The organism is Candidatus Planktophila lacus (assembly GCF_002288385.1).
Lineage (GTDB): Bacteria > Actinomycetota > Actinomycetes > Nanopelagicales > Nanopelagicaceae > Planktophila > Planktophila lacus_D.
Map to the genome: position 1 here is coordinate 935,123 of NZ_CP016783.1, position 22,634 is coordinate 957,756.

Consider the following 22,634-nt stretch of genomic DNA (forward strand, 5'->3'; position numbering starts at 1 on the left):
TTGACTTCAATATTTAACCAATTTGCTTAACGTTTCCGAGGAGATTTCTGTGTCAAAAAAGCCTGTCCAATTAGATAAAGATGGATTAGATCCAAATCGCTGGCGTACGCTCTTTGTAGTTGCCATCGCTCAATTAATGGTCGTTCTTGACTCATCTATTGTAAATATTGCGATCCCAAGCGCTAAAGCAGATCTCGGGATTACCGATGCTAATCAGCAATGGGTTATAACCGCATACACCCTTGCCTTTGGATCTTTACTTCTTATTGGTGGTCGCATTGGTGACTTTATGGGTCGCAAGCGAATATTCATTATCGGTCTCGCAGGATTTGCAGCAGCATCTGCCCTTGGTGGAGTAGCCGCAAATCAGGAATTACTCTTCGCTTCACGCGCACTTCAAGGTGTTTTCGGTGCGCTACTTGCACCTGCAGCTTTAGCAATTATTTCTGTAACTTTCACCGTTCCTGCAGAGCGCGCTAAAGCTTTCGGAGTTGTTGGAGCGATCTCAGGTGGTGGCGCAGCAATTGGCCTAATTCTTGGCGGAACACTCACCGAGTACTTCTCATGGCGCTGGTGCTTGGGCGTCAACGTTCCGATCGCAATCTTTGCTGGCTTAATGGCCTTTTTCTATGTCAGAGAATCTAAAGCTGGTGGCGAACACAGCTATGACATTCCAGGCGTTATCACCGCAACTGCCGGTCTCTTCTCGTTGACTTACGGCTTTAACGAAGCAGCGACAAAGGGTTGGTCATCACAGAGCACAATTACATTCTTAGTTGTCGCTGTACTTCTCTTGGTTTCGTTTGTTGTAATCGAAGCCAAGGTTTCAAACCCAATGATGCCGCTTCGCGTTGTAACAGAGCGCAATCGTGGTGGTTCTTACCTTGGTTCGCTCATCGTCGGAGCTGGTCTCTTCTCGATGTTCTTATTCCTAGGTCTTTACCTACAAGTCGTACTTGGTTACTCACCACTTAAATCAGGCTTTGCATTCTTGCCATTTACTGCAGGAATTATTGTCTTCGCAGGTATCGCATCTCAGTTGCTGCCGAAATTTGGTCCAAAGCCGCTGATGGTTCCTGGTCTGGTTTTCGCAGGTATTGGTCTGCTTGCGTTGACCTTGATTACCCCCGAAACTTCCTATGTAACGCATGTACTTCCATCTCTGTTGATTATGAGCTCGGGAATGGCGTTGGTCTTTATTCCACTTACTTCAACATCGCTACATGGAGTAAGTAATCAAGACACGGGCGTTGCCAGTGCGATGCTCAACACCAGCCAGCAGGTTGGTGGATCACTCGGTACCGCACTACTTAATACAGTTGCGGCAACCGCTGCTACAAATTACATCGCAGCCAATCAAAATCTTGGAGATAAGGTGCAAGCCTTTGGCATCACACATGGTTTCACGGTTGCATTTACCGTATCTGCTGGCTTGTTATTTGCTGGTGCGATCGTGCTCTTCTTCTTTATCAACGTTGGGAAAGATTCTCTCGTTGAAACAGAAGGCGTTTCAGTTCACTAATTAGTTAGAAATTTCAATGGCCGCAGGCTATGTGAAATTGAAGATCTAGTGACCTAAGTGGCCAAGTAGAAGCTCTCGTACGCGAGCAGCATCTGCTTGGCCCTTTGTCTCTTTCATAACCGCGCCAATTAGCGCGCCTGCTGCAGGAACATGTCCATTACGAACTTTATCTGCAGTCTCTGCTTGCTCAGCACAAACCTTCTCAATGGCAGCCATTAGCGCGCCATCATCGTTAACAACTTTAATACCGCGCTTTGCCACAACTTCAGAAGGCTTTCCTTCACCAGCGATTACGCCTTCTACAACTTGGCGGGCCAACTTATCGGTGAGCTCGCCTGCAGCAACTAGCGCAACGATTTCAGCAACATCGGCTGGGGTAATTGAAAGATCGGCAATCGCAGAATCTTTTTCGTTTGCGATACGTGAGATTTCACCGAGCCACCAGGTACGCGCCTTAGTTGGTTCTGCACCAAGCAGAACGGTAGCTTCCACGATATCCAAAACGTCAGCGTTGATCATCGCAGCCATCTCTTTATCTGGAACAGACCATTCCTCTTTCAAGCGCTTACGACGTAGCGATGGGCGCTCCGGTAATTGCTTGCGAAGAGTTTCGATCCAGCCTGCATCAGGTGCAACTGGAACTAGATCCGGCTCAGGGAAGTAACGGTAATCCTCAGCTTGTTCTTTTGAGCGACCAGAGCGAGTTAGCCCCGACTCTTCTTGGAAGTGACGAGTCTCTTGCTTAACTTTCTTGCCATCATTTAGAAGTTCAGCATGGCGGATCATTTCACCGCGGATAGCGCGCTCGACAGAGCGAAGTGAGTTTACGTTCTTGGTTTCAGAGCGCGTTCCAAGAACTTCAGAACCAATTATGCGAAGGGAAATGTTGGCATCACAACGAAGCGAGCCTTGCTCCATCTTTACATCAGAGACCTTGAGACCGCGCAAGATATCGCGGAGTTCGGCAACGTAAGCCTTGGCAACTTCTGGTGCGTACTTTCCAGTGCCAGGAACAATCTTGGTAACGATTTCAACAAGTGGAATTCCAGCGCGGTTGTAATCAAGGAGCGAGTATTCAGCGCCATGGATACGACCAGTTGCACCGCCAACGTGCAGCGACTTTCCGGTGTCTTCTTCCATATGTACGCGTTCGATTTCGATGCGGAACTGCTTTGGACCTTCTTCAGTTTCGATTTCTACATCTACATAACCATCGAAGCAGATTGGTTCGTCGTACTGCGAAATCTGGAAGTTCTTTGGCATATCAGGATAGAAATAGTTTTTGCGGGCAAAGCGACTGTAAGGAGCGATCTGACAGTTAAGCGCCAGACCAATCTTGATCGTGGATTCGATCGCTGTTGCATTTACAACTGGCAGTGCGCCAGGGAGTGCCAAACAGACTGGGCAAGTTTGGGTATTTGGTTCTGCGCCAAATGTGGTGCTGCAAGAGCAGAACATCTTGGATTCGGTATTTAGTTCAACGTGAACTTCTAGGCCAAGTACTGGTTCGTACTTTGAAATTACATCGTCATAGGTAAGCGCCATTATTTGGCACCTCCTAGCGCTGGAACCTGATCAATTAAATATCCGCCCCATTTGCTGACCAGCGCTGCTTCAAGTGCTCCACCGACTTCGTAAAGTCGTTGATCTTGCATCGCTGGCGCCATGATCTGGAAACCAACCGGCAGACCATCTTCATCGGCTAATCCTGCTGGCAGGCTCATTCCGCAAATACCAGCAAGGTTTACCGGAATTGTTGCTACATCTGCCAAATACATCGCGATTGGATCTTCAGATTTTTCACCGATCTTAAAGGCGGTGATTGGTGATGTTGGTGAAACCAATACATCTGCCTGAGTAAATGCCTTCTTATAATCATCAATAATCAAGGTACGGATCTTCTGCGCGCTGCCGTAGTACGCATCGTAATAACCAGATGAGAGTGCATATGTACCGAGGATGATGCGGCGCTTAACCTCGCGGCCAAATCCTGCTTCACGGGTTGCGTTCATGACTGTTTCAGCAGATGCGCCATCGACATCGCCTGTCCGTAGTCCATAACGCATAGCGTCAAAGCGGGCTAAGTTGGAAGAGCATTCAGATGGTGCGATCAAGTAGTAAGCAGCAAGTGCATATTCGAAACTTGGGCAATCAACTTCAACGATTTCAGCGCCAAGAGATGCAAGTAGCTCAAGTGATTCGTTAAAGCGGGCAAGGACTCCGTTCTGATAGCCATCGCCTTGCAACTGCTTTATTACGCCGATCTTCTTTCCTTTTAAATCGGCGCTACGTGCTGCCGCAACAACGTTTGGAACTGCCGCCTTAATGCTCGTTGCATCCTTCGGATCATGTCCAGCCATTACTTCATGCAACAACGCAGTATCTAAAACGGTGCGACCAAACGGTCCTGCTTGATCAAGACTTGAGGAGTAAGCGATAAGACCGTAACGAGAAACTGCTCCGTAAGTTGGACGAACGCCAACGATTCCAGTTAGCGCCGCAGGTTGGCGAATCGAACCGCCAGTATCAGAACCAACGGCGATCGGTGCTTCAAATGCGCTAACCGCTGCAGCTGATCCACCACTTGAACCACCTGGAGTGCGAGTTAAATCCCATGGATTAAAAGTTGGGCCATAGCCTGAGTTTTCAGTAGAAGAACCCATTGCGAATTCATCCATATTGGTTTTACCAAGAATTACAACGCCGGCCTGCTTTAACTTTGAAACGACAGTTGAGTCATACGGCGGTTTCCAACCCTGCAAGATCTTTGATCCCGCTGTTGTCGGTACGCCTTCTTGGGCTAAGACATCTTTAAGTGCAAGTGGAACACCTGCAAGTGGGTGCAACTTCTTTCCAGCAGCGCGTTCGGCATCAACTTTGGCGGCTTGAGCAAGTGCATTCTCGCCATCGACATGTAGAAATGCTTTTACCTTTGAATCGACTTCACTGATGCGATCTAAATGGCTTTGGGTAAGCGCAACCGAAGTCGTCTCCCCCGATGTCAGGGATGCTGACATTTGTGCAGCAGTTTTTTTAATCATTCTGCTTCACCAAGAATTTGTGGAACGCGAAAGCGTTGATCTTCTTGTGCAGGGGCCCCAGATAACGCTTGCTCTGGAGTAAGGCTTGGTTGCACTTGATCTTCACGGAAAATGTTTTCAATTGGCTGCGGATGAGATGTTGCCTTGACGCCTTCTAAATCCAGCTCTTGAACTCGCGCTACTGCGTCGAGGATGCTGCCAAATTGTGATGCCAGATTTACGAGTTCATCCTCGGTCATCTCAATGCGGGCAAGCGATGCCAACTTTGCGACATCATCACGGGAAAGGCTGCTCATAGTGTGTGAAGTTTAATGAGAAAGCGGGTTACGAGCGAATTTGCCCATCACCAGTGACGATCCAAGTGGTTGTGGTCATCGCTTCTAAGCCCATCGGGCCGCGGGCATGAAGTTTCTGATTTGAGATGCCGATTTCAGCGCCAAATCCCATTTGTTCGCCATCAGTAAAGCGCGTAGAAGTATTGACCATCACGGCTGCGCAATCAGCAAGTGCGATGAAACGGTCTGCGTTCTCTTTCTTCTCAGTCACGATCGCTTCTGTGTGATTAGTGCCGTACTTTGCGATGTGATCTGCTGCAGCATCAACTGAATCAACAACACCAACGTTCATTTCAAGGATTCCATATTCAGTGCACCAGTTTTGATCAGTGGCAGGAGTTGAAGCAATTCCAAACTTTTCAGCCACCTTCTGTGCAGTTGCATCAGCGTGCAAGATAACGCCAGCATCAGATAGCGCCTTGAGCGCCATCGGCAAAAATGTCGGTGCAATGGCTCGGTGAACCAAAAGAGTTTCGGCGGCGTTGCAAACACTTGGGCGATGGGTCTTGGAGTTAATCAAGATTGGAAGAGCTTTTTCAATATCTGCAAATTCGTCGACATAAACATGGCAAACACCAGCACCGGTTTCGATAGTTGGAACTGTAGATTCATCGACCACCATGCGGATTAGCGCGGCGCTGCCACGTGGAATAACTAGATCAACTTTGCCACGTGCGTTTAGCAGTGCTTTAACGGTTGCACGATCTTCGGATGGAACCAACTGAATTACCTCTGGTGAAATTTTTGTTGTGGCTAGCGCATCTCGGATAACGGTTACGAGAACCTGGTTGCTCGCCGCCGCTGTAGAAGAGCCACGCAACAACGCTGCGTTGCCGGACATTAGCAAGATAACTGCAGCATCTACCGTGACATTTGGACGGGCTTCGTAAACCATTCCGATGACGCCAAATGGAACAGATACTTGTTTAAGATCTAAACCATTTGGCAGAGTTGATTGGCGCAACACTTGTCCAAGTGGATCTGGAAGATCAGCGACCAAGCGCGCGCCATTAGCCATTCCGGCAACTCGAGATTCGGTAAGAAGTAACCGGTCTTGCATCTGAGGATGCATATCTTCAGCTTTTGCTCGCGCAATATCTTCGGCATTAGCCTTTAAAATCTCGGCGCTACGAGATTCGATTGCGGCAGCAATTGCATACAAGGCGGCCTTACGTTCGGCACCCGTTGCTGTCGAAAGAGTGCGTGCAGCGGTACGCGCTTTAAGCGCTAACCCTGAAACTATCTCGACAGCATCCATTGGAAAAGTTTATCGGTTTCTATTTATCCGAGGAGTACTAAATCATCGCGGTGAACTAACTCGCGCTCATATTCTGCGCCCAAAGTTGCCGCAAGCTCTTTAGTGGAGCGACCGAGCATCTGTGGGATTTCATGCGAATCAAATGCCACAAGTCCACGTGCAATAACTTTCTTATCTGCGCTCATTAGTTCGACGGTATCCCCGGCGATGAATTCACCTTCAACGGCAGTAACGCCGGCAGGTAGAAGTGAAACTCCTCTTTCGAGAATCGCTGTTACTGCTCCAGCATCGAGAATTAAGCGACCGCGTGGAGTTGAGGCATGTGCCAACCAGAGCAGACGCGATGTAGAACGTGTTCCGTGAGATGCAAAGAAGGTTCCGACTTCAGCGCCGGCTAGTGCATTTGCTGCATTAGTAAGCGATGTAAGCAACATTGGAGTTCCCGCGCCCGTTGAGATGCGCGCAGCTTCAATTTTGGTAACCATTCCCCCGCTACCAACGCCGGCAGAACCTGCGCCACCAATATCAAAATTCTCAATATCTGCGATGTGATCGACAAATGAGATTGCTTTTGCGCCCGCATGTGAAGGTGGGGCGTCATAGAGCGCATCAACATCTGAAACCAGCACAAGTAAATCAGCGCCGATTAGTAGCGACACAAGCGCGGCTAAGCGATCGTTATCGCCGAAGCGGATCTCTTGCGTACCGACTGAATCGTTTTCGTTGATGATTGGCACAACACCAAGTGAGAGCAACTTATTCAAAGTCTGTTGTGCGTTCTGATAGTGCGAACGACGAACCACATCTTCGGTTGTTAAAAGCACCTGAGATGAGACCAAGTTATGGCGTGAAAAGTTCTCGTTGTACTTTGCAATAAGCAAGCCTTGGCCAACTGATGCTGCCGCTTGTTGCGTCGCTAAATCCTTTGGACGGGTTGTTAAACCGAGTGGAGCAAGGCCGGCTGCGATTGCACCCGAAGAAACCAGAACAACTTCAGCACCACGTGAACGTAGTTGGGCAACTGCATCAACGATTTGTGAAACCGCTTGGCTATCGAGGGCAGAACCTGCAGAACCGGTTAGCGAAGATGAACCAATTTTAATGACAACGCGTTTCGCACTTGTAACTGCGCTGCGGCTCATTTACTTATCCTCTGCTGGTGTTGGATCCGTTAAGCGTGGAGTATGTGGGTCCTCCACGTTGTACTCCCATTGTTGCGCAATTTCATCATCACTTAGTTGATCGACAACACGTTCTTCTACAACCCATGAGCCTTCTAGGCGTGAGTCTTCGCCGCGACGATGCAAGTGACCGGCTAATTGTTCGGCGCCAGCTTCAATAGTTGGCTCCCATTCGAAGACAACTTCATTATCGCCAGATCCGATACGTACTTCACTTCCGGCAACCGCTCCCTGCTTGAACAACTCTTTTTCTACTCCGAGTTGTGCCAAGCGATCTGCCAAGTAACCGATTGCTTCAGCGTTCTTAAAGTTTGTCTGGCGAACCCAACGAACAACTTTCTGTCCGCGCACGCTAAATGAACCATCGGCATTGGCGCGAACAGTGAATCCTGAATCATCTACAGCTGTTGGACGCAAGATGATGCGAGTGCGTTCTTCGGTTGCAGCTTCGGCACGTGCTTTCTGCACTAGGCGTGCCATTGCGTAGAGAAGTTCAGTTAAACCGGCACGGCTTGCGGCAGAGACTGGGTAAACCTCATAGCCCTTATCGCGCAAAGTTTGCGCAACCATATCGGCCATTGCTTGGCCGTCAGGAAGATCAATTTTATTTAGCGCAATAATGCGCACGCGATCTTCGAGGCCGCCGTACTGTGCAAGTTCAGATTCAATGATTTCAAGATCTGTAATTGGGTTGCGATCTGTTTCTAACGTTCCGCAATCGAGTACATGTACAAGTGCCACACAACGTTCGACGTGGCGCAAGAACTCAAGACCCAAACCTTTACCTTGTGAGGCTCCTGGAATGAGACCTGGAACATCGGCAACGGTAAAGCGGGTATCGCCTGCTTGAACAACACCTAAATTTGGAACCAAAGTTGTAAATGGATAGTCAGCGATCTTTGGGCGCGCAGCGGAAATTGCGGCAATTAACGAAGATTTTCCAGCGCTTGGATATCCAACAAGTGCAATGTCGGCAACTGATTTAAGTTCTAAGTAGAGAGTGCGTTCTTCACCTGGTTCGCCAAGGAGTGCAAAACCTGGCGCGCGACGCTTTGAAGATGAGAGAGCCAAGTTGCCGAGGCCACCATGTCCACCTTGTGCCGCAAGAAATGTTGTGCCGACGCCGATTAAATCTGCGAGTTGATTTCCTTTATCGTCGAAAACCACTGTGCCATTTGGAACAGGAAGAATTAAATCTTCACCGTAAGTGCCATCTTTTCGATCGCCATAGCCTTGTGAACCAGATGTTGCTTTGCGATGAGGTGAATGGTGAAAATCAAGGAGCGTCGTAACACTGGAATCGACGATCAAGATTATGTCGCCACCGCGTCCACCGTTACCGCCATCAGGACCACCAAGTGGTTTAAATTTTTCGCGCTTAACAGAGACGCAACCATCTCCGCCTTTTCCGGCAGCGGCGTAGAGCGTTACGCGATCTACGAATGTAGCCATCTCTTAACGCTCCCTTCTGGTTTACTGCCTCTAGTTTAAATCTCTAAAAATTTTGTGAAATAAAAAGAGCGAGCCACGAACGCGGCTCGCTCTCTTTGAGAAACCTAAATTAAGCGACCGGTGCAACCACGTTCACTACACGGCGACCGCGAGCGCGACCGAATTCAACTGCGCCTGCAGCTAGTGCAAAGAGAGTGTCATCCTTACCGCGACCAACATTCTTTCCTGGGTGGAAATATGTTCCGCGTTGACGAACCAAAATTTCACCAGCGTTTACTTCTTGTCCGCCAAAGCGCTTGATACCGAGGTATTGCGGATTGGAATCGCGACCGTTACGTGTCGAGGAGACACCCTTCTTACTTGCCATTGTTCAGCCCCTTATTTCACGCCGCTGATTGCGGTGATCTTGACTCGAGTTTGCTGTGCACGGAAACCTTGACGACGACGATAACCGGTCTTGTTCATGTAACGAAGGATGTCGATCTTTGGACCCTTTACTTCGTCAATAACTTCGCCGGTAACTTTTACACCGCTAAGAACTTTTGCATCTGTTGTAACGCTGGCACCGTCTACTACAAGTAGCGCAGGAAAAGTTACGGTTGCACCAGCAGCCTGGTCGATACGATCGACAGTGATGGTTTCACCAACGGTGACTTTCTCCTGGCGTCCGCCAGCTTTAACGATTGCGTACACGATTCTTGCTCCAGTTCAGTTCACGCTCATGAGGCCCAGGTGGGCTTCTTTCGAGCAGAGGCTAAGGGTACGGATTTCGTACCCCTAGGGTCAAATTGAGGCTTTTCTAGGCGGTGATGATCCCGCTGGAAGCAGCCCTGCGACGACGTCGCCCGGCTGGCTTGGCTTCTACTTCTACATCCTCATCTACCTCGGTTTTTGAAGACATTTCGGTATCTGTTACTTCAGTATTTAGAGTTTCAGTATTTAGAGTCTCGTGGAATTCATGTTCGGTTGCTTCAGATTCATCGGCATCGTCATGTGATGCTGATTGTGAATTTACTTGTGGCATCGGCGCCTTCATCTTTACCGGTTCCATATGGATATGAATTCCGCGGCCCGCACATGAATCGCAAGTTGTTGAGAAAGCTTCGATCAAACCTTGGCCAACGCGCTTACGTGTCATTTGTACCAAGCCAAGTGAAGTCACTTCTGCAACCTGATGCTTAGTGCGATCGCGACCAAGACATTCAACTAGGCGACGAAGAACTGCATCACGGTTTGATTCAAGAACCATATCGATAAAGTCGATAACGATAATTCCGCCAAGGTCGCGCAAGCGAAGCTGGCGAGCAATTTCTTCGGCTGCTTCCAAGTTGTTCTTGGTAACAGTCTCTTCAAGGTTTCCACCCTTACCGATGAATTTACCGGTGTTAACGTCAATAACGATCATCGCTTCAGTGCGATCGATAACTAGCGAACCACCTGAAGGTAAGTAAACCTTGCGGTCAAATGCCTTAGCCAGTTGTTCTTCAACGCGGAAGTCTGCGAATAGATCGCCTTTTCCGGTGTACTTCTCAAGTTTAGTTACGAGTTCAGGAGCAATAGATCCGAGGTAAGAGCTGATCTCTTCCCAAGCCTCATTGCCTTGAATTGTAAGTTTACGGAAATCTTCATTGAAGATATCGCGGATTACGCGAACAGCAAGATCTGGCTCTGAGAGCAGAAGTGCCGGTGCGTGGAAATTTGGATTTTCAGATTTCTGATAGATATCTTCCCATTGTGCTTTTAGACGTGCGACATCGTTGGTGAGTTCTTCTTCGCTAACGCCTTCAGCAGCGGTGCGGACAATTACGCCAGCTTCTTCAGGGATTAAGTTCTTTAAGATCGCCTTGAGTCGGGTGCGCTCTGATTCAGGAAGGCGCTTTGAAATACCGCTCATTCCGCCGCCAGGAACATAGACAACATAACGGCCAGGAAGTGAGATCTGGCTAGTTAAGCGCGCACCCTTTTGACCGATTGGATCTTTGGTAACTTGTACAAGAACAGGTTGACCGGTCTTTAAAACCATTTCAATTTTACGTGGTTGAGTTTCAGAGATACCTGCAGCATCCCAGTTAACTTCACCGGCATAGAGAACTGCGTTGCGACCTTTGCCGATATCAACGAACGCCGCTTCCATAGATGGAAGAACGTTCTGTACGCGACCGAGATAAACGTTTCCGACATAAGAAACGTTGGCGTTACGGTTTACGTAGTGCTCAACCATGACTTTATCTTCGATAACTGCGATCTGAATGCGATCACCAATCTGGCGAACCACCATCTCGCGATCGACGTTTTCACGACGAGCTAAGAACTCTCCGTCAGTAATGATTGTTCCGCGGCGACGATATGGCTCGCGATAATCTCCACGACTATCACCACGATTGTCATTGCGTCCGCCACGATCGCGATCGCGACCACGGCTACGTGTTCCACGTTCGTTGCGCTCTGCGCGCGCAGGACGTTCGGTACGTTCGCGAACTTCGCGGACCTTAACAACTGTGATTACGCCATCTTCATCAACGGTCTCGCCAGGAGTTACACCCTCTCCAGTTGCACGGCGGCGACGACGGCGACGATGAGTTGTGCCTTCTGCAGAATCTTCGCTGGAATCCTCTGAACTATCTGTTCCTTCATCTGAAGCGTTAGCGTCGGCGCCATCTGCACCTGGCTTACGGCGACCGCGTCCACCACGACGGCGGCGACGATTGCGTCCACCACGGCCATCGGAATCTTCAGAGTCGTCAGAATCAGGCGCTGCTGCAGAAGTACTTACCTTCTCATCAGATCCGCTTTCGACTTCAACTTTCTTTGCGCTCTTCTTTGCTGCAGCCTTCGGTGCTTTCTCTTCTGGAGCAGCCTGAAAAATTGGGACAGGGATCGAAGGCGCTTTCTTCTTCGACTTGGTTTCAACCGCTTCTGTTTCGGGGGTTGTATCAACGGCTGCGCTTTGTTCGGCAGCTTTCTTCTTGCTAATCTTTTTCACCGCACGTTTGCGCGGTGACTTTGGCTCAATCGCCATGGCACCAAATCCTCTATGCGTTCAAATAAACGCGCTCTGGCTTGTAGATACTCAACTAGCTAACGCCCCGAACGGGATGCGCACTTGGGTCAAATCCTTCAAGCAAATCTCTGTGTGTACTTCTGTGTTAGTCCGCCGCTGGCTGTGTGCCGCGAATTGGTTCGCGAGCCGCGCTGAACTGTTGGGGTAAGTATGCCAGAAGATGGGGGTAAATCGCGAAATGAGCGGGGTTTGCGCCTGAATTAGCCGCGGTGGCGAGCGTTTACGTTTTGCAATAGACCGAAACCGATCATATTGGCGAACATGCTTGAGCCACCATAAGACAGGAATGGCAGCGGAACACCAGTCATAGGCATCATGCCTAAAGTCATACCGATGTTTTCAAATGTTTGAAATGCAAACCAAGCGATAACACCGGTGCAAACTAATTTTCCATAAGGGTCGCTAGATCTTCGGGCGATTCCAAATGCCCGCATCAAAATAATTAGATACAAGAGAATTATAAATCCGCAGCCAAGAAAACCTAACTGCTCTCCAGCAACTGTGAAGATAAAGTCAGTTTGTTGTTCAGGAACGAAACGTCCATTTGTTTGTGGGCCGTTGAATAATCCTGTGCCAAGTAATCCACCAGAGCCAACGGTGATTCGTGCCTGACGTAATTGGTAACCACTCCCCTGCGAATCTGCATTTGGATCAACAAAGGCCTGTAAGCGCTTTACCTGGTAATCATTAATAACACCGACTTGCACCGCTGCAAAACTGCCAACGATGGCAACAATGATTAATCCCGCAACCCAACGAAGTGGGGCGCCAGATACTGCAATGATTGTTACGACCGCGATACTAATAATAAAAACAGTTCCCATATCTGGTTGAGCCAGAATTAAGAGAACTGGAATTGCTGCAATAACCAGCGCCTGCATAACATCTCTGTGGGAAGGCGCATCTGAGTCGTGGCTACGCTCAGATAAAATCATCGACATACCAACGATGATTGAAATCTTTGCCAGCTCTGCCGGCTGTACTTGGAATCCACCAGGTAGACCGATCCACGCGTTTGCACCATTTACTTCTTCGCCAATGCCTGGAATCAAAACCAGGGTAAGCCCAACAACGCCGCCGATCCATAAGAACGGCGTGTACGCGCGAATCAATCGGTAATCAATGATCGTGGTTCCCCAGGCAAGTAGCGAACCGATCAAAATATTTACAACATGGCGCTTTAAGTAGTACTCGGGATCTAAACCATTTGCCGCATACCAATTTCGCGTTGCGGCATAAACCAAAAGAGTTCCGATCACCAACAACGCAGCAACGGCAATTGTGAGGATTGGATCAAAACCGGCAAAAGCTGAGGGGCGCTGAGCTTTTCGGTAGTTAATGCGCTGGGACATCAAGCTCATTTGGCACCCTTAACTTTTGTTGCTGGAGAAATCTTCGGCAATCCTACGGGCGGAATTCCACTTGGGAACAAAATCTTCGCTGAACTTACCTTCGATCCCTCAACGCCAAATAAAGTCTCGTAAATCTTGCGCGTTCCTACACCTGATACTGATGCACCAAAACCACCCTGGCTCACCATCATGACGACGGCAAATCTAGGTTTATTGGTTGGACCGTAGGATGCAAACCAAGATGTATCTGCCTTCGCGCTGCCATTTGGATTGCGACCAAAAACTTGCGCTGTTCCGGTTTTTCCACTGATAGGAATCGGAAATGAGTTAAATGCTCCAGCACCAGTTCCACTGATTACAACTTCGCGAAGTGAACCATGAAGGAATTTAATCGTCTCTTTAGTGGCAGGAATTACTCCTAATTTTTCTGGCTTAAACTCTTTGATTACGGTGCCATCAGTTTTCACAATTGCTTTGGCAATAGTTGGCTTCAAAATAGTTCCGCCATTGGCAATCGCGGCGTACATCTGCGCCAGCTTTAGTGGAGATATAACTGTGTCGCCTTGGCCAATTGAGAAGTTAACTGCATCGCCTGCGCGAATCTTGTCGCCATCTAAACAGTTTTCATATGCGAGTTGTACCAAGAACGCGGTTTGCTGACTCTTTGAGGCGCGCTCTTTGTAATTGCAATAGAAATCTTTATTCTGTTCATACCAAGATTTACGCCATTCGCGATCTGCTAATCGTCCAGATGATTCAGATGGCAGGTCAATTCCCGTCTTTACGCCAACCTGAAATCCTTTTGCCGCGCTAAAGAAGTGGTCCTTTGCATTTGATTTAGGTTTTAGGCCACCATCGCGAAGCCATTCATCAAAGGCGATGCGATACCAAATAGTGTCACAGGAAACCGCAATCGCCTTTTTCATTGAAATTCGCCCCTGCGCTTTGCTTTCGAAGTTTTGAAAGGCGCGCGTGCCTACTTCAACTTGTGAAGGACAATCGTAAGAAGCGTTTAAGTCATAACCTGCATTGGCTGCAGCAACTGCTGAGACCGCTTTAAATGTTGACGCAGGGGCAAAAAGTCCTTGCAGCGCGCGTGAGAGCGCAGGTACGCCCGCCTTCTCGCTATACAAATTCTTTGCCTCAGCAACGGTCAGCCCGCGCTCAAATGCATTTGGATCGTAAGTCGGATGCGATGCAAGAGCGATTATCTGTCCGTTGCGAACATCCATTACAACTGCAGCGGCGCCATCTGATGGATACCCCATTGATCGCGCACGTCGCACTGCATCGGCTAGCGCCGTTTCGGCAGCGGCTTGAACGCGAACATCAATACTTGTTACTAGGTGATTTCCGCCAACTGGCTTTGAATTTTGAGTCGTACTTGTTACCGCTTCTTTACGATCAACGATAACGGTCTTTATACCCGGTGATCCTCTTAAATATTCATCGTATTGAATCTCAAGTCCTGCTTTACCAATTGACTCAGATCTGAAATAACTTCTGCCGTTAGCGCCCGATAAATCTTCTTCTGTAAGCGGTCCGATGTAACCAAGTAAATGCGCAGCATTAGCGCCAGCGTTTCCTGGATAGTTTCTTATCGAAACCGGTGTTGCCGAGACTCCCGGATACTGGTCTGGACGTTCGACTATACGTAAGGCAAGTTCGGGATCGGCTTCCTTGGTTAGCGGAATCGGTTGGAAACGAGAACCTGTCCAGCATCCCGCACGTTCTCCCTTGGCCAGTTCTCCGCAAAGTCTGGTTCTTTGATAGATATCTCTATATTCAATCTTTAGCAAAGTTGAAAGACTTCGCAGAACTGCAACACCTTTATCTGACTGGCGATCCAATTTTGTGCGATCTACGGTGATAGCGACACCGACTCTGTTAAGTGCCAGTGGCACCCCCGATGAATCAACTATTAACCCACGTGTTGCAGGCGTGACAACATCGCGACTTTGAATAGATAGTGCGGCATCACGGTATTTCGGACCTGCAGCAACCTGTAGGTAGAACAAGCGGCCCATTAATCCAAAGAGCAGAGAGAAAATAAAGATTTGTACAACCAAAAGGCTAAGTCTTGCGCGCTGATTCATATCCGACTCTTAACATCAAAGAGCGCTTCATGAATTCTGGTAACAACAGGTAGCAGTAGCGGAGCAAGTGCTGCTGACCAGAAAGCAGATGAGAAGAGCGAGAGAAAAACCGACCAAGTACTTCCAGTATCGCTGCCTAGGAAGAGTCCGAGAATTAAGTAGATCAAGCGGATTACTACGACTGCTGCAGCGACTGTGAAGATCAATGAAATTGGATTACCGCGGAAATTATCGTCGCCGTATCCAAGATAAGAGACTGCGAAACCTGCCAGGATCATTATCAGAGTCCACTGTCCCATTGGTCCGGAAGCGCTTTGCGAAAGATCCATCAAAAGCCCAGCGCCGAAACCAGTTAACGCTCCCATTTCTGGAGTGCCGAGCGCAGACCAGAGAAGCGCGAATATTAAAAATAGTGAGAATCCCCCACCGAATAATTTAAATTGGGTAACAACGCTCTCTTGCAGAATATAGATAAGAGTAAATATTGGAAGTGAGATAAAGAATCTGCGGGCAAACATTTATGGGGCTGGCGATTCTGATGGTTGAGCGTAGATAGTCACAGTTGGAACTGGCGTTGGAACCGGCGCTCTTGGAACTAGCGCATCGCGTGGATCTTCCTTCGGCGCAGAGACAACAACTGCCACAGTACTAAGCGCCGAGAAATTAACGTAGAGCTTGATATCCGCAGTTTGGGTTACCGCACCCGCTGCATTATCTACTGAGGTTACTTGGCCGATAGGAACACCAGGAACAAATGGTCGATTGTTGACGCTGCCACGAGCCAGAATTACATCGCCGACTTTAAGAGTTGTTTGATTATCTAAAAGTTGGAGTACTGCTTTGGAAGTGCCTTGCCCGCTCAAAATTCCAATTTGCTGACTGCCAGCAACTCTTGCTCCGACTTTAAATGCCGGGTCGGTTGCCAACTGCACCAGCGCGCTATTTGGATAAGAAATTTTCACAACGCCAACTAAACCAAGCCCGGTAATTACCGTCATATTTTGGCGAACACCATCATTGGTTCCAGCATCGATAGTGATTGTTTGGGTAAAGGAAGAAGTAGATCCAAGTGAAATAACCTTGGCATTTACAACTTTATATTTGGCGGTGCCTGCGAGATCAAGTACTGATTTTAATTTTGCAAGTTCGGCATCGGCGTTCTTGCGATCAATTAGCTCTTTGCGCAATTTTTCATTGGTCGCCTTTAATCTCTCAATTTCTCCGCGAGTGCGACCAAGTTGGGTTACATCAGAGAAGAAATTTCCAACCGGGCGAAAGATTGTGGCGGCAACTGATTGAACTGGTGAAAGCGCAGATTGTGAACCGTTACGTAGCCCAGTTATCACTTGTACGCCGCGGAGATCTAAAGTAATTAGAAAAAGCGCAGTAACAATAAGTGAAATGAGAAGGAGACGACCGCGGTTGTCGCCGCCGCTACGCATCTTTAAAACCTATCGACGAGGCTCGGAGATCAAAACCTTTTCAAGGGCTTCGAACTCTTCAATGCACTTTCCGGAACCTTCAACAACTGCATCCAATGGACGGTCAGCGATATGAATTGGCATTCCGGTCTCTTTGCGAAGGCGCTCATCTAGACCCTTAAGAAGCGCTCCTCCACCAGTTAGAACAATTCCGCGATCCATAAGATCTGAAGAAAGTTCTGGTGGACACTTATCGAGCGTGCTCTTTACTGCATTGATGATCGCATTGACTGGCTCTTCGAGCGCTTTGCGAATTTCTGCAGCGGATACAACGATTGTCTTAGGAAGTCCGGTTGCAAGATCGCGACCGCGGATTTCTGCATCGTTTTCACCTTGAAGTGGGTAGGCAGAACCAATCGCCATCTTGATTTCTTCTGCTGTGCGCTCACCGAGAAGAAGTGAGAATTCGCGCTTAACCCAGTTAATAATTGATTGATCTAGCTCATCTCCACCAACGCGAATTGAAAGGGATGTAACGATTCCGCCGAGTGAGATAACGGCAACTTCAGTTGTTCCGCCACCTATATCTACAACCATATTTCCTGTCGGTTCGTGGATTGGAAGACCGGCACCGATTGCTGCAGCCATTGGTTCTTCAATGATGTAAACCTTGCGCGCACCTGCTGCATAACCAGCATCTTTAACTGCGCGCTGTTCTACACCTGTGATACCTGAAGGAACGCAAACGACGATGCGTGGCTTTGCCAAGTAACGACGGCGGTGAACTTTCTGGATGAAGTATCGGAGCATGCGCTCGGTTGTATCGAAGTCTGCAATAACACCATCCTTAAGTGGACGGATCGCAACAATATTTCCAGGTGTGCGACCAATCATTTTCTTTGCTTCAAGACCAACAGCAAGGATTCCGCCAGTGTCTTGGTTTACAGCAACTACTGAAGGCTCGTTTAGAACAATGCCACGACCACGTACGTAGACCAGGGTGTTTGCAGTTCCCAAGTCAACGGCCATATCTCGGCCGATAAATGACATTTTATTACTCATGTTTAACCCTTCAGTTAATCGCTTTGCTTTGAATTACTTGGAATTACTTGCCGAAGAAAATTTCGATTTCGCGTGCTGCAGATTCTGGTGAATCTGAACCATGCACGATGTTCTGAACAACTTTTGTGCCTTGATCGCGAGCTAGATCGCCGCGAATTGTTCCGGGCGCTGCAACCGTTGGATCAGTTACTCCAGCAAGGGAACGGAAACCTTCGATTACGCGATTTCCTTCGGCAACTATTGCAACGATCGGACCTGACATCATGAACTCAACTAGTGGTTCGAAAAATGGTTTGCCTTGATGTTCTGCGTAATGACGTTCTAGAAGAGCGCGATCTGCCTGCATCATCTTGAGCGCGGTTACAACATAACCTTTCTTCTCGATACGCGAAATAACTTCGCCTACCAATTGGCGGCGTACGCCATCTGGCTTTACGAGGATCAAGGTCTTTTCTGTGCTCACCTGCCTAGTCTATTAGGCATCTGGGTGTGTCCGCTCCATGGCTATTTCGCCCTACTTTTCATCGCCTTTGCGGTCGGCGGGGTTACCTTGCGCCAAAAGGGCGGCGCGGGCGGCCTCACCCTTACGGCCAACAATTATCGCCGCAATCCATAACCCCACGAACATGACATTAACAATCGCCATGGATGGAACAACAAAGCTATATGCAGCCATTGCGATCTGAAGAATTGAACCAAAGATCCAACCTGAGCGCTTCTTGAGAAGTCGAATTGCATAGATCATTAAAAACATAACTACTGCGCCATAAATTAAAGTCAGCGGCTCGCCGCTATCTTTCGCAAGCAACATTGCAAAACCCATAATCAAAAATTCCATGGAAAGTACAGCAGAACCAAGTACGCGCATTATTTGCCTTCCTCAATCGAGGACTTCGCATATTTCTTTCGCACCGCAGTGCGAGCTTCGCCAACCGTGACTACTGATCCGGTTATCAAGATAGCTAACGATTCTTCACTAAGTGGACGAACTGAATCCTTAATGGCTTTATCAATTGCATCGGTAAGCGTTGGCTGAGCAAAGACTCGGTCAGCGCCAAATATTTGGGTTGCTAAAGCCTCTAAATCGCCAACTGCCATTGATCGTGCAGCCGAGTTAGTTGTAACAATTATTTGGTTCATGATCGGCTCCAGCGCCTGCAAAATTCCTAGAGCATCCTTATCTGCCATAAGGGCAACAATTCCTGTGACATCATCAAAGGTGAATTCACTCTGAATGGTTTCTGCAATCGCCTTAGCTCCATGCGGGTTATGTGCGGCATCCAAGATAATTGTTGGATCGCGATGAATAATCTCGCAACGCCCTGGTGAGGTCACATTGGCAAACCCGGCGCGCACCGCATCTATATCCAAGTCTTGTTCTCCGAAAAATGCTTCAACAGCGATCAAGGCAGCCGCCGCATTTGATGCTTGGTGCTTGCCGTGTAGCGGCAAGAAAATATCGTCGTAATGTCCACGCAAACCTGTAATTGAGATCAACTGACCACCTACTGCAATCGCGCGAGAATCAATTGAGTATTCAAGGCCTTCACGTGCTACATCAGCACCGACTTCAGCGGCTCTGCGTAGTAGTTCTACCGCTGCTTCGGGCTCTTGTTGTGCCAAGACTACAAAACCTTGTTCCTTAATGATTCCAGCTTTAGTTGTAGCAATTTCTGCAATTGTGTTTCCAAGGTACTCCATATGATCAAGACCAATCGGCATAATTACCGATACATCGGCATCGACAACATTTGTTGCATCCCACTGTCCACCCATGCCGACTTCAATTACTCCGACATCAATCGGATGTTCTGCGAAAGCGGCAAAGGCCAGTGCGGTAATTGCTTCAAAGAATGAGATTGGGTTATCAAACTTGGTATCCATTAAATCTAGATAAGGGCTGATGTCGTTAAAGGAGAAGATCATCTCTTTAGCATCGATCGGTTGGCCATTGATGCAGATACGTTCTAGATAACTTTCTAGGTGCGGGCTGGTGAAGCGACCCGTTCGTAGACCCATCTCAAATAGAAGTGAATCGACCATACGTGATGTTGTGGTCTTGCCGTTGGTGCCACCGATATGAATCGTTGGATAAGTAAGTTGTGGCGAGCCAAGCATGTCAACGAGTGCTGAGATTCTTTCAAGAGTTGGTGCGATGCGATTTTCTGGCCAGCGCGCGAGCAAAGCTTTTTCGATTGCGTCTATGCGCGCCTGATCATCTGGATTGATGTTATTCATAATTTATATGCGATTTACTTTAGCGCAGCAAGAGCGGCAGTAATGCGTTCGATATCTGCAGTTGTCTTACCCAAGCGCTCTTTAATCTCGACAACGACATCAGCCGGTGCCTTGGCCATAAAGCCAGCGTTGCCTAATTTAACTTCAGCGGTCTGAAGATCTTTCTTGGCGGCGGCTAAATCTTTCTCTAATCGTGCGCGCTCAGCCACAACATCGATCGAACCAGTTAGATCGAGTTCGATCTTTATGCCGCCAATTTCAAGGGATGCAGATGGTGTGAAATCTTTATCTTCAAGCTTCAATAAGAAGCGCAAGGCGCTGGAGTATTCGAGCACATCGGCAGAGCCAGAGAAACGGCCCGGCACTTTCTGAGAAGGCTTAAGCCCTTGATCATTGCGGAAGCGACGAACTTCAGTAACGACTTCTTGCAGAGTTGAAATCAGTTTCTCTGACTTTTTATCAACGTGTGAACTATCTGCCTTCGGCCATTGAGCGACAACAAGGGACTCTCCCCCGGTGAGCGTGCACCAGAGTTCTTCAGTAATAAATGGCATTACTGGGTGCAGAGTGCGCAGCAGTTGATCAAGAACATGGCCAAGCACGCGTTGTGAATTTGCCTTGTTATCAGAGGCGAAAGTTTCTTTAGATAACTCTAGATACCAGTCACAGAGGTCATCCCAAGCAAAGTGGTAGAGAGTTTCACAAGCGCGAGCAAATTCGTAGCCTTCGAGAAGTGAATCAACATCGCGCAGAGTTTCGCTAAGGCGAGACAAGATCCAGCGATCAATTGCATTTAAATCAGATGTAGCCGGTAGCGATCCATTTACATTTGCACCGTTCATCATCGCAAAGCGAGTTGCATTCCAAAGCTTGGTTGCAAAGTTACGAGATCCGCCGATCCAATCTTCAGCTAGCGCTTGATCGGTGCCTGGATTAGCACCACGTGCGAGAGTGAAGCGCAGCGCATCGGCGCCGTACTTATCCATAAACTCAATTGGATCAATTACATTTCCGCGACTCTTCGACATCTTCTTGCCGAATTGATCGCGCACTAGACCGTGCAACATGATCGTTTTAAATGGAGCAACGCCATCCATTGCAAAGGTGGACATCATCATCATGCGAACTACCCAGAAGAAGAGAATGTCATAACCAGTTACAAGAACGCTTGTTGGATAGAACTTAGCAAGATCGGCTGATTTTTCTGGCCAACCGAAGGTAGAAAATGCCCACTGACCTGATGAGAACCAGGTATCTAAAACATCTGGATCCTGTGACCAACCTGCAGGTGCAGTTTGGTCAGGTCCAACAACTTCAACTTCACCATTTGGTCCATACCAAACTGGAATGCGATGGCCCCACCAAAGTTGGCGAGAGATACACCAGTCGTGCATGTTATCTACCCACTCAAAATATCTAGGTGCAAGCGCTTCTGGTTCAATCTTTACTTCACCGCTGCGCACAGCATCTGCTGATGCTTTAGCAAGAGGTGCAACCTTTACAAACCACTGCTTTGAAAGTCTTGGTTCAACAGTTGTATCGCAACGAGAACAATGGCCAACAGCGTGAATATATGGACGCTTTTCGGCGACAACGCGCCCCATCTCTTTAAGCTTTGCAACAACTGCAACGCGGGCATCGAAGCGATCCATGCCATCGAATTCGGTTCCGGTGCCAGCCATTACGCCGTGTTCGTTCATGATTACAACGAATGGGACGTTGTGACGTACTGCCATTTCAAAGTCATTTGGATCGTGCGCGGCAGTTACCTTTACCGCTCCGGTTCCAAAATCCATTTCTACAAGTTCGTCGGCGATGATCGGAATCATGCGATCAACCAGAGGAAGCAAAACTTCAGTACCGATCATGTGCTTATAGCGCGGGTCATCTGGGTGAACTGCTACAGCGCCATCGCCCAACATCGTTTCAGCACGCGTGGTTGCGACAACGATTGATTGTTCACCTTCGCCGTAACGGATCTGAACAAACTCGCCCGCATCATCTTGGTGATCAACTTCGATATCGGAAAGCGCTGTTAAACAACGCGGACACCAGTTGATGATGCGCTCTGCGCGATAGATAAGCCCCGCATCGTGCATCTTCTTAAAAATTGAGACGACGGCTTTCGACATGCCTTCATCCATTGTGAAACGCTCGCGCGACCAGTCGACGCTAACGCCGAGGCGCTTCATCTGGTCAAGAATTGCTCCACCGGATTCGGCTTTCCATTCCCAAACTTTCTTAACAAACTCTTCGCGTCCTAAGTCATGGCGTGAAAGCCCTTGTGCGCCTAATTGTTTTTCAACAACGTTCTGCGTTGCAATGCCCGCGTGATCCATTCCGGGTAACCAGAGAACTTCGTAACCCTTCATGCGCTTCATGCGCGATAAACAATCTTGCAGAGTTTGATCTAGCGCGTGACCAATATGTAGAACACCGGTCACATTTGGTGGAGGGAGAACAATTGTGAACGCCTCTTTAGAAGATGAAGCATCTGCAGTGAAGTAATCAGCTTTCAGCCATTTTGAATAAAGGCTGGACTCAATATCGGCCGGATTAAAGGTCGATGCGAGTTCTTTGCCAGATGGCGAGCTTGAAGACATAGAGCGCAGTCT

The 22,634-nt window shown here is 48.4% G+C and carries 19 protein-coding genes; 1 reads left to right on the plus strand and 18 read right to left on the minus strand.

Going from position 1 to position 22,634, the window contains the following annotated elements; all coding sequences use genetic code 11:
- Positions 1 to 49: 49 nt before the first annotated feature.
- Entirely contained in the window at positions 50 to 1,522 is a 1,473-nt protein-coding gene (locus A1sIIB60_RS04695; protein WP_223298654.1) for an MFS transporter, read from the plus strand.
- 45 nt (positions 1,523 to 1,567) lie between these two features.
- Here A1sIIB60_RS04695 and gatB read toward each other — a convergent pair whose 3' ends face one another.
- The 18 genes from gatB to A1sIIB60_RS04785 all read right to left on the minus strand — a co-directional run bounded on the left by gatB (position 1,568) and on the right by A1sIIB60_RS04785 (position 22,622).
- Positions 1,568 to 3,067 carry an Asp-tRNA(Asn)/Glu-tRNA(Gln) amidotransferase subunit GatB gene (gatB, locus tag A1sIIB60_RS04700; protein ID WP_095689315.1) on the minus strand — a complete coding sequence of 500 codons (1,500 nt, stop codon included), beginning with the start codon at positions 3,065 to 3,067 and terminating at the stop codon, positions 1,568 to 1,570.
- Positions 3,067 to 4,563, minus strand: a complete 1,497-nt coding sequence (gatA, locus tag A1sIIB60_RS04705) for an Asp-tRNA(Asn)/Glu-tRNA(Gln) amidotransferase subunit GatA (RefSeq protein WP_095689316.1) — start codon at positions 4,561 to 4,563, stop codon at positions 3,067 to 3,069. Before gatA ends, gatB begins: the two co-directional genes overlap by 1 nt.
- Positions 4,560 to 4,859 carry an Asp-tRNA(Asn)/Glu-tRNA(Gln) amidotransferase subunit GatC gene (gene gatC, locus A1sIIB60_RS04710; protein WP_095671318.1) on the minus strand — a complete coding sequence of 100 codons (300 nt, stop codon included), beginning with the start codon at positions 4,857 to 4,859 and terminating at the stop codon, positions 4,560 to 4,562. The genes gatA and gatC overlap by 4 nt, the downstream gene beginning before the upstream one ends.
- A 28-nt stretch (positions 4,860 to 4,887) precedes the next feature.
- Positions 4,888 to 6,156, minus strand: coding sequence for a glutamate-5-semialdehyde dehydrogenase (locus tag A1sIIB60_RS04715; protein WP_095689317.1), 1,269 nt, complete (start codon positions 6,154 to 6,156; stop codon positions 4,888 to 4,890).
- Positions 6,157 to 6,179: 23 nt separating this feature from the next.
- On the minus strand, positions 6,180 to 7,298 hold the full coding sequence (gene proB / locus A1sIIB60_RS04720) for a glutamate 5-kinase (protein ID WP_095689318.1): 1,119 nt from the start codon (positions 7,296 to 7,298) through the stop codon (positions 6,180 to 6,182).
- Positions 7,299 to 8,789 carry a GTPase ObgE gene (gene obgE, locus A1sIIB60_RS04725; RefSeq protein WP_095689319.1) on the minus strand — a complete coding sequence of 497 codons (1,491 nt, stop codon included), beginning with the start codon at positions 8,787 to 8,789 and terminating at the stop codon, positions 7,299 to 7,301.
- A gap of 109 nt (positions 8,790 to 8,898) precedes the next feature.
- The gene (rpmA, locus tag A1sIIB60_RS04730) at positions 8,899 to 9,156 is read right to left on the minus strand and encodes a 50S ribosomal protein L27 (RefSeq protein WP_095671322.1); all 258 of its coding nucleotides are present in this window, start codon (positions 9,154 to 9,156) and stop codon (positions 8,899 to 8,901) included.
- A gap of 11 nt (positions 9,157 to 9,167) precedes the next feature.
- Entirely contained in the window at positions 9,168 to 9,485 is a 318-nt protein-coding gene (rplU, locus tag A1sIIB60_RS04735) for a 50S ribosomal protein L21 (RefSeq protein WP_190276919.1), read from the minus strand.
- A gap of 103 nt (positions 9,486 to 9,588) precedes the next feature.
- Positions 9,589 to 11,808, minus strand: coding sequence for an Rne/Rng family ribonuclease (locus A1sIIB60_RS04740; RefSeq protein ID WP_095689320.1), 2,220 nt, complete (start codon positions 11,806 to 11,808; stop codon positions 9,589 to 9,591).
- A gap of 242 nt (positions 11,809 to 12,050) precedes the next feature.
- Entirely contained in the window at positions 12,051 to 13,202 is a 1,152-nt protein-coding gene (gene rodA / locus A1sIIB60_RS04745) for a rod shape-determining protein RodA (protein WP_095671840.1), read from the minus strand.
- Between the two features lie 5 nt (positions 13,203 to 13,207).
- Entirely contained in the window at positions 13,208 to 15,298 is a 2,091-nt protein-coding gene (mrdA, locus tag A1sIIB60_RS04750) for a penicillin-binding protein 2 (protein WP_095689321.1), read from the minus strand.
- Positions 15,295 to 15,816, minus strand: coding sequence for a rod shape-determining protein MreD (gene mreD, locus A1sIIB60_RS04755; protein ID WP_095689322.1), 522 nt, complete (start codon positions 15,814 to 15,816; stop codon positions 15,295 to 15,297). The genes mrdA and mreD overlap by 4 nt, the downstream gene beginning before the upstream one ends.
- Entirely contained in the window at positions 15,817 to 16,740 is a 924-nt protein-coding gene (mreC, locus tag A1sIIB60_RS04760; RefSeq protein ID WP_095689323.1) for a rod shape-determining protein MreC, read from the minus strand.
- Positions 16,741 to 16,749: 9 nt separating this feature from the next.
- Positions 16,750 to 17,781 (minus strand): rod shape-determining protein, encoded by a 1,032-nt coding sequence (locus A1sIIB60_RS04765; RefSeq protein WP_095671328.1) that lies wholly within the window; start codon positions 17,779 to 17,781, stop codon positions 16,750 to 16,752.
- A gap of 43 nt (positions 17,782 to 17,824) precedes the next feature.
- Entirely contained in the window at positions 17,825 to 18,244 is a 420-nt protein-coding gene (ndk, locus tag A1sIIB60_RS04770; protein WP_095671329.1) for a nucleoside-diphosphate kinase, read from the minus strand.
- A 51-nt stretch (positions 18,245 to 18,295) separates the two neighbouring features.
- Positions 18,296 to 18,649, minus strand: a complete 354-nt coding sequence (locus A1sIIB60_RS04775) for a DUF4233 domain-containing protein (protein ID WP_095671330.1) — start codon at positions 18,647 to 18,649, stop codon at positions 18,296 to 18,298.
- Positions 18,649 to 20,019: a bifunctional folylpolyglutamate synthase/dihydrofolate synthase gene (locus A1sIIB60_RS04780; RefSeq protein ID WP_095677536.1), complete on the minus strand. Its 1,371-nt coding sequence runs from the start codon at positions 20,017 to 20,019 to the stop codon at positions 18,649 to 18,651. Before A1sIIB60_RS04780 ends, A1sIIB60_RS04775 begins: the two co-directional genes overlap by 1 nt.
- A gap of 14 nt (positions 20,020 to 20,033) precedes the next feature.
- Positions 20,034 to 22,622, minus strand: a complete 2,589-nt coding sequence (locus A1sIIB60_RS04785) for a valine--tRNA ligase (RefSeq protein ID WP_095689324.1) — start codon at positions 22,620 to 22,622, stop codon at positions 20,034 to 20,036.
- Positions 22,623 to 22,634 lie beyond the last annotated feature (12 nt).

Coding starts and splice junctions, on each gene's coding strand:
- obgE (WP_095689319.1), bottom strand. CDS start 8,789: ATGGCTACATTCGTAGATCGCGTAACGCTCTACGCCGCTGCCGGAAAA.
- A1sIIB60_RS04740 (WP_095689320.1), bottom strand. CDS start 11,808: ATGGCGATTGAGCCAAAGTCACCGCGCAAACGTGCGGTGAAAAAGATT.
- mreC (WP_095689323.1), bottom strand. CDS start 16,740: ATGCGTAGCGGCGGCGACAACCGCGGTCGTCTCCTTCTCATTTCACTT.
- gatA (WP_095689316.1), bottom strand. CDS start 4,563: ATGATTAAAAAAACTGCTGCACAAATGTCAGCATCCCTGACATCGGGG.
- mrdA (WP_095689321.1), bottom strand. CDS start 15,298: ATGAATCAGCGCGCAAGACTTAGCCTTTTGGTTGTACAAATCTTTATT.
- gatB (WP_095689315.1), bottom strand. CDS start 3,067: ATGGCGCTTACCTATGACGATGTAATTTCAAAGTACGAACCAGTACTT.
- gatC (WP_095671318.1), bottom strand. CDS start 4,859: ATGAGCAGCCTTTCCCGTGATGATGTCGCAAAGTTGGCATCGCTTGCC.
- A1sIIB60_RS04780 (WP_095677536.1), bottom strand. CDS start 20,019: ATGAATAACATCAATCCAGATGATCAGGCGCGCATAGACGCAATCGAA.
- A1sIIB60_RS04775 (WP_095671330.1), bottom strand. CDS start 18,649: ATGCGCGTACTTGGTTCTGCTGTACTTTCCATGGAATTTTTGATTATG.
- A1sIIB60_RS04785 (WP_095689324.1), bottom strand. CDS start 22,622: ATGTCTTCAAGCTCGCCATCTGGCAAAGAACTCGCATCGACCTTTAAT.
- rpmA (WP_095671322.1), bottom strand. CDS start 9,156: ATGGCAAGTAAGAAGGGTGTCTCCTCGACACGTAACGGTCGCGATTCC.
- A1sIIB60_RS04715 (WP_095689317.1), bottom strand. CDS start 6,156: ATGGATGCTGTCGAGATAGTTTCAGGGTTAGCGCTTAAAGCGCGTACC.
- mreD (WP_095689322.1), bottom strand. CDS start 15,816: ATGTTTGCCCGCAGATTCTTTATCTCACTTCCAATATTTACTCTTATC.
- A1sIIB60_RS04765 (WP_095671328.1), bottom strand. CDS start 17,781: ATGAGTAATAAAATGTCATTTATCGGCCGAGATATGGCCGTTGACTTG.
- rodA (WP_095671840.1), bottom strand. CDS start 13,202: ATGTCCCAGCGCATTAACTACCGAAAAGCTCAGCGCCCCTCAGCTTTT.
- proB (WP_095689318.1), bottom strand. CDS start 7,298: ATGAGCCGCAGCGCAGTTACAAGTGCGAAACGCGTTGTCATTAAAATT.